Source organism: Dolichospermum circinale AWQC310F (assembly GCF_000426925.1).
GTDB classification, from domain to species: domain Bacteria; phylum Cyanobacteriota; class Cyanobacteriia; order Cyanobacteriales; family Nostocaceae; genus Dolichospermum; species Dolichospermum circinale.
Map to the genome: position 1 here is coordinate 3,441 of NZ_KE384679.1, position 13,228 is coordinate 16,668.

13 protein-coding genes are annotated in these 13,228 nt (G+C 35.5%); 7 read left to right on the forward strand and 6 right to left on the reverse strand.

Going from position 1 to position 13,228, the window contains the following annotated elements; all coding sequences use genetic code 11:
* From gmk to ACIR310F_RS0110280, 5 genes are all read right to left on the reverse strand, one after another.
* Positions 1–593, reverse strand: a 593-nt coding sequence (gene gmk / locus ACIR310F_RS22075; RefSeq protein ID WP_035367863.1) for a guanylate kinase, incomplete at its 3' end; no start/stop codon positions are given.
* Positions 594–876: 283 nt separating this feature from the next.
* Positions 877–1,143 carry an extracellular matrix/biofilm regulator RemA gene (remA, locus tag ACIR310F_RS0110265; RefSeq protein WP_015080662.1) on the reverse strand — a complete coding sequence of 89 codons (267 nt, stop codon included), beginning with the start codon at positions 1,141–1,143 and terminating at the stop codon, positions 877–879.
* A gap of 625 nt (positions 1,144–1,768) precedes the next feature.
* Positions 1,769–2,041, reverse strand: a complete 273-nt coding sequence (locus ACIR310F_RS0110270) for a GlsB/YeaQ/YmgE family stress response membrane protein (RefSeq protein ID WP_028083755.1) — start codon at positions 2,039–2,041, stop codon at positions 1,769–1,771.
* 172 nt (positions 2,042–2,213) lie between these two features.
* Positions 2,214–3,596 carry an oxygen-independent coproporphyrinogen III oxidase gene (hemN, locus tag ACIR310F_RS0110275; protein WP_028083756.1) on the reverse strand — a complete coding sequence of 461 codons (1,383 nt, stop codon included), beginning with the start codon at positions 3,594–3,596 and terminating at the stop codon, positions 2,214–2,216.
* A 292-nt stretch (positions 3,597–3,888) separates the two neighbouring features.
* A complete protein-coding gene (locus ACIR310F_RS0110280; protein ID WP_028083757.1) occupies positions 3,889–4,563 on the reverse strand; it encodes a biliverdin-producing heme oxygenase in 675 nt (224 codons plus the stop codon).
* Positions 4,564–4,988: 425 nt separating this feature from the next.
* Between ACIR310F_RS0110280 and acsF the strand changes: the two genes are divergently transcribed.
* A complete protein-coding gene (gene acsF / locus ACIR310F_RS0110285; protein ID WP_028083758.1) occupies positions 4,989–6,065 on the forward strand; it encodes a magnesium-protoporphyrin IX monomethyl ester (oxidative) cyclase in 1,077 nt (358 codons plus the stop codon).
* A gap of 69 nt (positions 6,066–6,134) precedes the next feature.
* On the opposite strand, the gene ACIR310F_RS0110290 is transcribed toward acsF, so the two are convergent.
* Positions 6,135–7,052 (reverse strand): metal ABC transporter solute-binding protein, Zn/Mn family, encoded by a 918-nt coding sequence (locus tag ACIR310F_RS0110290; protein ID WP_231387468.1) that lies wholly within the window; start codon positions 7,050–7,052, stop codon positions 6,135–6,137.
* A gap of 246 nt (positions 7,053–7,298) precedes the next feature.
* Here ACIR310F_RS0110290 and ACIR310F_RS0110295 point away from each other — a divergent pair, with 246 nt between their 5' ends.
* The 6 genes from ACIR310F_RS0110295 (at position 7,299) to ACIR310F_RS0110320 (ending at position 12,915) form a co-directional block, all read left to right on the forward strand.
* The gene (locus ACIR310F_RS0110295) at positions 7,299–8,090 is read left to right on the forward strand and encodes a metal ABC transporter ATP-binding protein (protein ID WP_028083760.1); all 792 of its coding nucleotides are present in this window, start codon (positions 7,299–7,301) and stop codon (positions 8,088–8,090) included.
* 69 nt (positions 8,091–8,159) lie between these two features.
* Positions 8,160–9,005 (forward strand): metal ABC transporter permease, encoded by an 846-nt coding sequence (locus ACIR310F_RS0110300; RefSeq protein ID WP_028083761.1) that lies wholly within the window; start codon positions 8,160–8,162, stop codon positions 9,003–9,005.
* Between the two features lie 200 nt (positions 9,006–9,205).
* Entirely contained in the window at positions 9,206–10,747 is a 1,542-nt protein-coding gene (locus tag ACIR310F_RS23635; RefSeq protein ID WP_051289556.1) for a serine/threonine-protein kinase, read from the forward strand.
* A 13-nt stretch (positions 10,748–10,760) separates the two neighbouring features.
* Positions 10,761–11,006 (forward strand): COP23 domain-containing protein, encoded by a 246-nt coding sequence (locus ACIR310F_RS24295; protein ID WP_231387475.1) that lies wholly within the window; start codon positions 10,761–10,763, stop codon positions 11,004–11,006.
* 24 nt (positions 11,007–11,030) lie between these two features.
* Positions 11,031–11,831: a S1 family peptidase gene (locus ACIR310F_RS0110315; RefSeq protein WP_028083763.1), complete on the forward strand. Its 801-nt coding sequence runs from the start codon at positions 11,031–11,033 to the stop codon at positions 11,829–11,831.
* Positions 11,832–11,931: 100 nt separating this feature from the next.
* Positions 11,932–12,915 (forward strand): FliH/SctL family protein, encoded by a 984-nt coding sequence (locus ACIR310F_RS0110320; protein ID WP_028083764.1) that lies wholly within the window; start codon positions 11,932–11,934, stop codon positions 12,913–12,915.
* Positions 12,916–13,228 lie beyond the last annotated feature (313 nt).

The following is a 13,228-nucleotide window of genomic DNA, read 5'->3' on the forward strand; positions in this document are numbered from 1 at the left end:
TCAAAAATAGCTTTCTCTATTTCCTTTAAAGCTTGCTCAAAATCGTCATTGATAATTTGTAAATCAAATTCATCAGCAGCGGCTATTTCTGCTTCAGCACGTTTGAGACGACGACAAATTGCTTCCTCAGAATCTTGTCCGCGTCCACGAATCCGGTTTTCTAATTCTGAAAATGAAGGTGGTAAAATAAAAATGCTCAGGGCGCTAGGAAAGGCGGTTCTGATTTGTCTTGCTCCTTCTAATTCAATTTCTAATAGCACCAACTTACCCGACTGAATATGGTCAAGCACCGCTGCACGGGGTGTGCCATAAAAGTTACCAGCAAATTCTGCCCATTCTAAAAGTTCACCTTTAGTCACTAATTCTTGAAATTCTTGACGGGTAATAAAGTAATATTTTTGACCATTTATTTCTCCCGGCCGTGGAGAACGGGTCGTGACGGAGACTGAATAATATAATTCTGGATGACGCTGGAGAATTTCATTCATTAAAGTGCCTTTACCGACTCCGCTAGGACCTGTTAAAACAATTAGTTTGCCCAGGGTAGGAGATTCTTGGGTATTTGTAGCATGATAGAAAGGTAAGACTGGCATTATTCGTAAAAACAGTGAATTAATAAATTAATAAATAAATAAGTGTACATGATTCCTTAGTCTTGTTTTAGCTGGTAAAACAACTAATTGCTATTTTGAATTTGGGACTTGAGATTTTTACATATCTACAATATCAGACTTTGCGGCTGAATCTTTTATCCTCACTGTTCAAATTAGCATCAAGACTAAAGAATTTGTAGCACTGGTGACAGAAAACCAGTCTAATCGAGATGGTATAGACGATATGGTACAAATAGAGTTGGGTTGATAACTATTCCGGTGATTAATTATCTACAACATGATGATCACGGGAAATGACAAACCGGTTGGCTACGGTTTCAGGCTGAATTGCGGAGAGAATTACATGACTAGAATCGGTGATAATTACCGCCCTAGTGCGTCTACCATAGGTAGCATCAACCAGTTGACCTCTATCCCTAGCATCGGTAATAATCCGTTTAATGGGAGCAGATTCTGGACTAACTATGGCCACGACTCTGTTAGCGGAGACGATATTACCAAACCCGATATTGATTAATTGAATTTCCATAAAAAAAATTTCAGCTAAACGAGAAATGAAAAGCTTGTAGTAAACTTATTCTCATGTTATCGCTAAAGAATGGGAGTTACAACGATTTAAACCTCGTTAGTTTGAGTTTTTTCATAGTTAATGCTTTTTTTGGCTGTATTATCAATCAAATCTACCGAAAATACTCCATAAGATATAGGCACAGTTATATTCATATAAGCTAGTAACGTTTTCGTTTGAATTGAAAATTATCTAGGTTTGGTAAATAATGTCTAAAAAATATCAAGCAGTGTAGGTAATCAGATGTACTGCATTTCATTTGTATAATGATAGCGGGCAGGATGCCCGCACCACAAGATTTAACTATGTTAGGACTGTATTGTTAAAACTGTATTAGGAATGTACAATTTAGCTGCGCTACAGCTGATTTTGGATATATTGCTACATAAACAAATTACCACTAGGTAGGAATAAGCTTTAATTAGATTCAATCTGAGGAATCTTGAATCAAACTGTGAAAATGTCTGATAGCAAGCTAAAAAAAGTTTGGATAATATGATATTGGGTTTTCTTGCGTCAACCCAACATTTTATATTAATGAAAAAGAGTTTAATTAATGCTATATCAATAGCTAACTATTAGTAAATTATACTCTGCTACCCCTTTGCCATAATCCCCATAAATAAATAGCAATAATTGCCCCAATAACTGCTACTATTACCCCAGGAATACTTAAAGATGCAGATGTAATTTGTAAAGTTCCTGTGCGAATGAGAGTGAATAAAGTTCCACCAATAAAAGCACCAACAATACCTAATATCATCGTAGATATCATTCCTCCACCTTGATAACCAGGATAGACAGATTTAGCAATTACACCGGCTAATAGTCCCAAAATCATCCAAGTAATAATATTCATTGATTGCTTCCTAAAAAAATTCAACTCATGTCAAATTTATCAAGGCTTAATATTATTTATTTCTGTCTAATGACATAATCTGTATAAATCAAAAGGTATGTAATTAGGACTTATTGATAAATCATAATTACATACCAATTTTGATTGATTTGACTGTAAAAATTCAGCAAAATTAAATAGCGCGAGAGAATTTAGTTTCTCTAGTTATTGTATGAGTATCGAAAATAACCGCAATATTTCTCACTAACAATCTACCAATATCAGTAATATGGATCTGATCAGTGAATACATTGACTAGTCCATCATTTTCTAGGGGTTTTAATTCTTGCAATTCGTAGCAGAAATATTTATTAAAATCAAGATGATATTTCTGTTCAATCTCTAATTTATTGAGATGAAAATGAGACATGATTGACATAATTACATCCCGTCTAATAATGTCATCTTGGGTTAGTTGAATACCTTTACTAATAGGAATTACACCCGCTGCGACTGCTTTGTAATAGTCCTTTAATTCCTTGTGATTTTGAGCATAAGCATCTTCCAACATACTAATAGATGTAGCACCAAAACCAAATAATTCAGTTTCTGCATGGGTAGTATAACCTTGGAAATTACGTTTTAGTGTACCATGATTTTGAGCGATCGCTAATTCATTATTATTTTTCGCAAAATGATCCATCCCAATAAACAGATACTCATGATTAGTTAATTCCTCAATTGTCATTTTCAGGATATCTAACTTTTCTTCTGCTCCCGGTAATGCTGCTTGGGGAATCATTTTTTGTACAGGTTTAATCCAAGGTACATAAGCAAAATTAAAGACGACAATTCTATCAGCATCTAAAGCCATTGTCTTGTGTAATGTTTCCCGAAAAGTTGCCAAAGTTTGATAAGGTAAACCATAAATTAAGTCTACATTGACACTATCAAAATTAGCCTCCTTAATCCAACTCATGACATCAAAAAGTAGTGATTCTGGTTGAATTCGATTCACTGCTTTTTGCACTTCTGGGTGAAAATCTTGAATCCCGAAACTAATGCGATTAAAGCCAATATCTCTCAAAAATAAGATATATTCTCTGTTCACATAACGGGGATTAATTTCGATAGAAACTTCTGCATTTTCCGCAATTTGGAAATTATTAGTAATATTTTTCCAGAGAGATTCCACTTGTTCAAGTTCTAAATAATTAGGTGTTCCTCCACCCCAATGGATTTGTAAAACTTGTCTATTTTTATCAATTAAAGCTGAGGTATTTTTGATTTCCTGTTCTAAATATTCCAGATACGGTATAGCCATATTCTTGTTATTAGTAATTACAGTATTACAACCGCAGAAATAACAAGCACTTTGACAAAAAGGAATATGGAAATACAAAGACAGGGGAGTTTTTCTTTGATTAGAAGCGGTAATTGCAGTTTGGAAATTTTCCGCTGTGAAAGTATCAGTTAATTCTGTTGCTGGGGGATAACTTGTGTATCTAGGAGCGCGAGTATCATACTTTTGAATTAGATCAAAATCAAACTTAACACCAGGTAATAGAAAAACCATTATAGTCTCCAGTGAATTTGTGTGATGATTGGAAATAATCACAATTGATTTTCCCAATTTCGATTTAATGTTGTAATTTAGGATTTAGCTATTAACAAATAGAATATATTTAATATATTTATGCTATTTGTTTGTGGTGAGCATTATGTTTTTAATGAACCACTTCAGACACAGAGAACATAGAAGAAGAGAATAAATAAGATGTTTGCATCTTGTTGAGCATCTTTATATAATTCATCATGTTCAAAATTAATTGAGTGATGAATTATATCCTTGTCAATTATGCAGAGACTCAAATTAAACTATTGTAAGTGTCTTTACCAATAGTCTCTATTAATAGAGTTTCTAACTCTTGAAATATCTGCATATTTAATTTGAAAGCATAGTTAGCTTCTGCGACAATTTTGTCAGCACTTGTATCATCAATGGGGAGTTTATCTAATGCTTGACGATACTTTTCTTTAAAAGCCTGTTTGTCGGGAATTTGCTCAAAATTGTAAAAGGAAGTTCCTGTATATCCAGACAGTTTTAAGGCTGACTGAGCAATTTTTTGGAGCATTTGTCCACCGGAAAGATCACCCAAATAACGAGTATAGGAATGAGCTAATAATAGTGCGGGTTCATGGGTAGAAATTTGTTGAATACGCGCAATATAAGTTTGAGTAGCAGGTGAAGGTTTAATGGTTTCTTGCCATTGATTCCCATAATAAAATAACATATCTTGTTTTAGAGAAGATTGGCGATTTAGTTCGGGAAAATAAATTAAACCAATTACAGGATGTTGTTTATATTTCTCAATTGCTGCTTCTAGTTCACTGTAAACAAAATAGAAATTACTCAACAACTGAATAAAACAATTTTTGTCTACAACCCCTTTGATAAAGCATTTCATGAAACCGACATTTTCGGAATTTGTATGTGCTTGTTGCGTTCCCACACGCAGTTTCATTGCTAAATTATTACTCATTGTTTCTTCCCTCTTGTTGATGTCTGTAGTGTTGTTTTCCAAATTTTAGCGACTCGTTTATCAGTTCACAGCCGATATAATTACAGAAAATTGCTATTCTATATGAATAGAGTTATCAGCATAATTTATCTAGCACAAATCTCCAGCATAAATGTCCAGCATAAATTACTATCAATAGCAATTTCGGCTATTTTTACCGCTCCTGAAATTATTTAACTATTATTCTTTGTATAACTATAAAAGTATTCATATTTATTTATAGTTTCCTAAATACATTTGTTTAGTAAATAGGTATTTAAACTATAAATAAATCCTAGATAATTCAGTATTTCTGTAAGAATTAGTTTCCATAATTTAACTGATGACTAATAACAAATATTCATGCTTATATAATTTTAAGGCAGACAATGGTAAAGGGAATACTTATGGTTAAGTCGTTGAATAAACCCCCAGTTGAGTTACCGAAATCGGGGGTAAAAACACCCGTTCAAGAAACACTATTAACACCCCGGTTTTATACCACTGATTTTGACACAGTGGCTAAAATGGATATTTCTGAATATGAGACAGAATTAAGGGCTGTAATTGACGAACTGAAAGCAGATTATAATCGTCATCACTTTATAAGAGATGATGAATTTAAGCAAGGTTGGGATCACATTGTTGGTGAAAAACGACTAGCTTTTATTGACTTTTTAGAACGTTCTTGTACTTCGGAATTTTCGGGGTTTTTACTATTTAAAGAATTATCCCGTCGTCTCAAGGAGAATAACCCCTTATTATCAGAAGCATTTGCTTATTTAGCACGAGACGAAGCCCGTCATGCGGGGTTTTTAAATAAGTCAATGGCTGATTTTAACCTTTCCCTTGACTTAAGTTATCTGACTAAAAATCGCACCTATACATTTTTCCCTATAGAGTGGGTTATTTACACGGTTTATCTATCGGAGAAAATAGGTTATTGGCGTTATATTTTAGTATATCGTCACATGGAAAAAAATCCCGAATACCAATTTTATCCTCTATTTCGGAAGTTTGAAAGTTGGTGTCAAGATGAGAATAGACACGGTGATTTTTTCAAAGCTTTGTTACGTTCTCAACCTCAATTATGGAATAATTGGAAATCTCGGTTATGGGTGCGGTTTTTCTTAATAACCGTTTTTGCAACTCACACCATGACAGTATTTGAAAGAGGTAATTTCTATGAAATATTAGGTATTCATCCTCGTAAATACAATAATCAGGTAATTGAAGAAACTAACAAAACCGCAGCTAAAGCATTTCCGATTATTTTAAATACCAATCATCCCTATTTCTTCTGGTATTTAGAACAATGTGCATTGTATAATCAGAAAATAATTGATCTCAACAAAATCAACGATTGGGGAATTATCAAATATTTCCAAAAAATCCCCTTAGTCTTGATGATTTTTTGGTATATGTTCAAGATTTTTCTGATTAAACCCATAGACGCAGAAGCAACTCGTCAACAAGTTTGTTAGTTAGGGAAAGGGGAAAGTTGAATGACCAACAAGATTCCCAAATTTTTAGACAATTTGGGGATCTAATTCTTATTTTTTACTCTTTAATTGAAAAGGTGTATATTTCCCACCCAAAGCTTCAACAATAGCGCGGGTATTTGCAACCATCATTTTTATATAAGTATCACTATTACTACCTTTTACCCCAATGGAATCAGAATAAAGTGAAGTTGGTGCTAATTTTACCCCTGCTTCTTCCGCAACTGTTTTAATTAAAGCTGGGTTAATTGTTGTTTCCGCAAATATCGCTGGAACACCTATTTTTTTCACTGATTCTACTAATTTTCTCACCGTTTGGGCGCTTGGTTGTTCCTCCGTACTAATCCCAATTAAAGTTCCAGCAATTGTTATTTTATAAGCATTTCCATAATATTGAAAAGCATCATGAGTAGTAATTAATTTACGGTTTTTTGGGGGAATAGTTTGGATTTGTTGTAAAATCCAAAGATGTAATTGTTGTAATTCATCAATTAACTTATCTGCATTTTCAGTCAACTTATTTTTATCTGCTGGTGACAAAGCGATTAAACTATTTTTAATTGCTTTCACCATCAATATAACATTTTCTGCACTACCCCAAACATGAGGATCTGGAACAATTTTCCCCCTACCTTTATCTAATTTTAAAGATTTGACAACTTCCCCCACAGCCAACTTTTTCGCTTTGTCTCCAGTCGCATTCATTAACTTAATAATTCCCGGTTCTAAATTGTAACCGTTGTACAAAATCAAATTAGCCTTTTCCAAAACTCGACTATCTGCGGGTACTGGTTCATACACATGAGGATCTGCACCAGGTTTCAAAATTCCCGTAATTTGTAATTTTTCCCCGCCAATTTCTTCAGCTAAATCTGCAATAATGGTACTCGTCGCTACAACTTGCGTCCGATTATTTCCTCCGTGTGAGGAGTTGGGAGTACAACCCATTACAGCCAAAGATACCAACATTCCTAGACAAAGGGGACTAAGTAAAGAGAACCTAACCCCCAACCCCTTCCCTCCCAGGGAAGGGGAGTAAGAATAAAAGCCTTTCTCCTCACAGGGGAGAGGTTTGGAGAGGGGTTTCAGTAATAAGTCATACATTATATTAAGTATTAGTTTCATTTATCTCAGTGATTACTTCTAATTATAGATATTCTCATATTTTTCTCATTTTTATAGTAAACTCAAAAAATAACTATTTTAATCAAAGTTATGCAAAACATTTCTGATTACCGAAAATCTAGTCTATCTACCAAAAATTCAGCAAATATACTTACACGGATCAACATTACTCATCTAAATGTCAATTATCGGACACAGGAAGCATTAAGAGACATTAACTGCACAATTAAACCAGGAAAGATAACAGGTATTTTTGGACCCAATGGTGCAGGTAAAAGTACATTAATGAAAGCTATTTTAGGATTAGTTCCCATCACCAACGGTCAAGTTATATACCAAAATCAGCCCTTAACGCAGCAACTAGAGAAAATTGCTTATGTACCCCAACGTAGTCAAATTGACTGGAATTACCCCGCCACCGTATGGGATGTAGTCATGATGGGGCGTATCAAAAAAACAGGTTGGTTACGTACTTTCTCTACAGTCAGCCGCCAAATAGCCACACAAGCATTAACAAAAGTGGGAATAGAAGAATTAAAAAATCGTCCCATTGGTGAACTTTCAGGAGGACAACAACAACGGGTATTTTTAGCCAGGGCTTTAACTCAAGAAGCCGAAATTTTCTGTTTTGATGAACCATTTGTAGGTATTGATCAAAAAACCCAAACTATCATATTTGAAGTCTTTCAAGAACTAGCAAAAGCCAATAAAATCGTCTTAGTAGTTAATCATGACTTAGGTGAATCTATTACCCATTTTGATGATTTAATCTTACTAAATTGCGAATTAATCGCCACCGGTTCACGCCAACAAGTCTTAACAGAAAATAACTTAAATCAGGCTTATAGCGGAAAAGTCATGTACTTTGCTGAAGCAGCATAATAATTAATAAATATCTTCTCTTCCTCTCTTCCTTCGCGTTCTTTGCGCCTTCGTGGTTCATTTTCATCTATGTTGCAAACACTAATTGAACCGTTGCAATATGGCTTTATGCAACGTTCCTTAATCATCGCCATACTAGTAGGATTATTGTGTGCTATAGTCGGTAGTTATTTAATGGTACAACGCCTAGCATTACTGGGAGATGCTATTAGTCATTCAGTATTACCAGGACTGGCTATAGCCTTCATGATTGGTGCTAATATCTTTGTCGGGGCGTTTATTGCGGGGGTTTTGAGTACCATGGCCATAGCCTTAATTAAAACCCGATCTCCCATTAAAGAAGATGCTGCTATGGGTATAGTTTTTTCTGCTTTTTTTGCTCTGGGAGTTACTTTAATTACAGTCATTCAAAAGGATAATAAAATTGATTTGAATCACTTTCTTTTTGGTAATATTTTAGGGGTAACTGTTGATGAAGTCAGGGATACAGCTATTATTACGGCTATTGTTTTAATGGTAGTTTTCCTATTATATAAAGAACTATTATTTTACACATTTGATCCTTTAGGAGCGCAAGCTGCTGGTTTACCAGTTAATCGTTTAAATTTTGGTTTAATGTTGTTAATTGCTTTGACAATTGTTGCCAGTATGAAAGCTGTGGGAGTAATATTAGTATTATCACTTTTAATTACTCCTGGTGCAACTGCTTTTTTATTAGTCAAGCGTTTACATCAAGTCATGATTTTAGGGGCGGTAATTGGGGTAATTTCTAGTATTAGCGGAATGTATCTTAGCTACTTTTATAATTTACCTTCTGGTCCGGCTATTGTATTAGTGGTTTCTGGTTTATTTACTTTGGCTTTATTGTTTAGTCCTCGACATGGGATTTTGATATCTATTATGAATAGGAAATAAAATTATCAAATTATCAAATTGGTAATTTTATTACATTTAATACTAGTTTATATTTACATAAATCCACGTAAAGTAACTTTTTTTGTGTAGTAGCGATCGCTAATTGCCGTTATTTTACTAAACTGGAAAAGTGTTGACAATTACCGTTATTATATTCTTGAGGTGTTAGATCAAGTGTGTAGCAAACCAGGGGTAAGACAATGACAGAGAATCAAGAACAACTCCCGATTTTAACTGGAAAGAAAGGAAGATATCAACTTCTCAAACCTTTGGGAAAGGGGGGTTTTGGAGATACTTTTCTCGCTATTGACTTAGATACGATGAATCAACGCCATTGTGTTGTTAAGCGATTACGAATTGATAGTCATCATTCTCCTGAAATAGTTGCAGGGATTAAAAAAGCCTTTGAAAAGGAGGCTAAGGTTCTGGAAGATTTAGGAGATAGAAGCGGTAACATTCCCTGCTTATATGACTATTTTTCCTCAACTGTAACTGACCCCGAACTCAGTACCCCACAGGAGTTTAATTATTTGGTTCAACAATATATCGAAGGAGAGGATCTAAAAAAGGAACTGGAACAACAAGGACGTTTCTCAGAAGCCAAGGTTTTGGCTCTATTAAATAATATTTTACCTGTTTTAAAATTTATCCATAAAAATGACGTTATTCACCGGGATATTAAACCTAGTAATATTATGCACTCCAAAGAAGAAGATAACAAATTCTATTTAATTGACTTTGGAGCAGTTAAACAAGTGATAAAAGGTGATATTGACACCACGGAAACATCTATGGTCTTTGGAACTCCTGCTTATGCTCCCCTAGAACAAATCAGAGGCGAAAAGGTTGATTATTCCAGTGATTTATATGCTTTGGCTGCTTCTTGTGTGCAATTATTAACAGGTGAATTTGCAGACGATTCCCGTGATGTTAATAATCTTTGGAATTGGCAAAAATATCCCTATATTAGCGAACATTTAGGTAAAATATTAAGGCGTATGCTCCAAGAAGATCGTCATTATAGATTCCAGTCAGCACAGGAAGTAATGGAAGCTCTGAATAAACGTGATGATCCTAGTGATAAAAACAATGGTGATGATCAAACGACAGAAATTATCCCTCCTCCCAAACCTCGATTTATTAAAGTTTTATTGATCACAGCAATTATTTTGACGACTACTGGGGTTTTAATAGCTATTTATCGCCATCAAAATCAAGACTTACAAGTAAATATTAAAACTATTCCTGGTCAACTATTTGAGGATAAACAATTTGGAATTGAGATCAAATATCCTCAAGATTGGAAGGCTGAAAAACAACAATATAGTCCCTTAACCGGGGGAACTATTGCCAAAATATTCCCTAATACTTTTAGTCCGAATCTCGAAGTAGGGCTATTTATCAGTATTGAAGATATACAAAAATCTCAGACTTTATCAGAGTATAATCAGGCTGCTATCGAACAAATTCAAAAATCCGTTAAAAACGTCAAAATTCTCCAACAACAATCGAGAAAAATAGATAATCGAGAGGGATATCAAATAGTTTATACAGGTGAAGATCAAATTGATAACTTCAGGTTTAAAGTTATGAAAGTTTGGACTATTAGTAATTCAAAAGTTTATATTCTGACCTATCGAGCCGAAGAAAAACTCTATGATCCCTTTCTCAAAGATGTAGAACAAACCATGATTAAGTCTTTTCGAAGGTCAACTGAAAACCCTGAAAACGGGAAAAGTTAATGGTCAATCTGTTATCTGTGGTGTAGGATATAAGGAGGATGGTTGTGATAAAAAAAATATTTTACTGACCATGACCAAGGATCGTGACCCTAAGCAAGTTCTGGAACAACTATTGAATACCCGTGTTGCTGCCGGTGGGGAGGCTGTTTACCTCAGTGGCGACCAAGAAGGATACATTAAACCAACAATCAACCGTGATGGCACTGCCAGCGTTGACATTGATCAAGTGATTAACAGTAACAGTGAGCCGCTCTGGTAAATTGGAAATTATGGGGGGAAAATCATGGGTTGGCGCATAGGAATGGTCGCTGTTTTTGCACTAGCTGGTTCTGTTTTGCCTTTGGCAACTTCAGTGTCGTCAGTTCCAAAACCCCCTTTTTCAAGGGTTAATTTGTGGCCTGGCCAAGAACAAATTCAACCTGAACAAGAGGCTCGTTTAATTACAGTTAAGATTTTAAGTAGCCCTAGAGAAAAGCGCGATCGCTCATTAGGTTCTGGCGTACTATTTTATAAAGATAAATTAACCTCAACCTATGGAGTAATTACCAATAATCATGTTTTACAAGCTGGTGATGCTCCCTATTCTATTCAAACTCCCGACGGAAAAATTCACCGTGCTAACCCTGTGGTGCAAAAAAAACAACTGAGGGGAAATGATTTAGCCTTATTAGAATTTGTCGCTGACTCAGAATACAGGATTACTACCAAATCAAATCAACAAGCCACCATTGGAGATTCGGTAATAGCCGCTGGTTTTCCCCTCAAAAATAGCAAAAGCAAATCTGGGGGGTTTGTGATTAAAACCGGTAAAATTCAACTGGTGCTAGATAAAGCCCTAGAGGGAGGATACCAAATCGGCTTTACCAATGATATAGAAAAAGGGATGAGTGGCGGACCCCTATTAAATAGCGCAGGGGAATTAGTAGGAATTAATGGACTTCATGCTAACCCAATTTGGGGCGATCCTTATGTTTTTGAAGATGGTTCTTACCCAACGGACGCACAGCGAGAACAAATAAGTCAATATAGCTGGGGTATTCCCTTACAAACAGTCAAGCAATTATTGATTGCTAAAAGCAAGTAGAAGTAGCGCCCCGTGGCTACCCCGGTATTTTGGGCAACTTTACTTTTCGTTACTTATGTCGGTTTTTTTCCGTTTACCTACTTACTCACAGTCAAAATAAATGACTCGCTTTATACATGATCAATTTGCTAAACAATATCTAACAGAACTATTAACACCCTATGGAAAAGTAGAAACCAGTAAAGACATCACCGCAGAAGTCAGACAAATTGACGTATTATTTATCCCCTCATCCCCACCCACCAACCTAGCAACACTAGGCGTATTAGGGAAAATGGCGGCTAATTATGCCGTATTTGAACCATTCCGTAATGCTGTAGGTAAAAGTGAAATCCGCAGTTGCATAGGTAAATTATTTGACATTCATGCCCAGGTTGAACGTCAAGCTAAACGCAATGACACGCGAATAAATGAATCCGAATTAGCTAATTTATGGATTTTAACTCCTACAGTATCAGTAGAAATCCTCGATAGCTTTAATGCTAGTTTGGATGAGGAAAACTGGGGTAAGGGAATTTACTTTTTTGGTAAAGGATTTAAAACCGTCATTGTGAGTATTCATCAATTACCCAGTACACCCGAAACCCTGTTTTTACGGATATTAGGGAGGGGAAAAGTACAAAGACAAGCAGTGGAAGAATTAGAAACACTGACAAATAACAATCCATTTCTGGCAGATGTCATAGAATTAGTACATAACCTAATTGCTGTGTTATCGGCACGTCAGCGTCAAGAACAAGATATTGATCAGGATGATCAGGAGTTAATTATGAAATTATCCCAAATGTATCAACAACAATTAGAAGAACTGAGAAAACAAGGACTCCAGGAAGGACGAGAAGAAGGAAGACAAGAAGGACGACAAGAAGGACTCCAGGAAGGACAACAGGAAGGACTTAGGACTGGTGTAGAAAGGGAAAGACGCGCTATCATTGAGAGTATTCTACAAGTGCGTTTTGGTGAAGTTGATGCCGAATTGACAAGAATTATTAACCCGCTGATGGCCATGAGTAGAGAGGAATTTACTCCTTTACTTCTACAATCATCTCGTGAGGAGTTATTAGGGAGATTTTCGGCACAATAAGCTGTTACGCAGCTAGATCCAATAATCCTGATATTGTTATTTCTTGTGGTGCGGGCATACTATGGCTAACGCCACGCTACGCGAACGGCAAACTCAGTACAAGTCTTGCCCGCAAGAATTATACAAATTAAATGCAGTACAGCTTAAGAATTTCAAAGTCCCCCACACTTGGGGGATTTAGGGGGCTAAATAATCATAAAACGAACACAGATAGAACTTGTGTGTACACTGCAAAGGTGTTCACCAGAAGTGTTGAATGTTAAGATTTCGAGGATTGTGTCCAAGTTGTGCATTGGTATTGGTGATACCAAAT

What these genes read in the sequence shown, in the direction of transcription:
- ACIR310F_RS0110270 (WP_028083755.1), bottom strand. Translation starts at nt 2,041, where the DNA reads ATGAATATTATTACTTGGATGATTTTGGGACTATTAGCCGGTGTAATT.
- ACIR310F_RS23635 (WP_051289556.1), top strand. Translation starts at nt 9,206, where the DNA reads ATGACAGAGAATCAAGAACAACTCCCGATTTTAACTGGAAAGAAAGGA.
- hemN (WP_028083756.1), bottom strand. Translation starts at nt 3,596, where the DNA reads ATGGTTTTTCTATTACCTGGTGTTAAGTTTGATTTTGATCTAATTCAA.
- acsF (WP_028083758.1), top strand. Translation starts at nt 4,989, where the DNA reads ATGGTTAAGTCGTTGAATAAACCCCCAGTTGAGTTACCGAAATCGGGG.
- ACIR310F_RS0110315 (WP_028083763.1), top strand. Translation starts at nt 11,031, where the DNA reads ATGGGTTGGCGCATAGGAATGGTCGCTGTTTTTGCACTAGCTGGTTCT.
- ACIR310F_RS0110280 (WP_028083757.1), bottom strand. Translation starts at nt 4,563, where the DNA reads ATGAGTAATAATTTAGCAATGAAACTGCGTGTGGGAACGCAACAAGCA.
- ACIR310F_RS0110300 (WP_028083761.1), top strand. Translation starts at nt 8,160, where the DNA reads ATGTTGCAAACACTAATTGAACCGTTGCAATATGGCTTTATGCAACGT.
- ACIR310F_RS0110295 (WP_028083760.1), top strand. Translation starts at nt 7,299, where the DNA reads ATGCAAAACATTTCTGATTACCGAAAATCTAGTCTATCTACCAAAAAT.
- ACIR310F_RS0110320 (WP_028083764.1), top strand. Translation starts at nt 11,932, where the DNA reads ATGACTCGCTTTATACATGATCAATTTGCTAAACAATATCTAACAGAA.
- ACIR310F_RS0110290 (WP_231387468.1), bottom strand. Translation starts at nt 7,052, where the DNA reads ATGTTGGTATCTTTGGCTGTAATGGGTTGTACTCCCAACTCCTCACAC.
- remA (WP_015080662.1), bottom strand. Translation starts at nt 1,143, where the DNA reads ATGGAAATTCAATTAATCAATATCGGGTTTGGTAATATCGTCTCCGCT.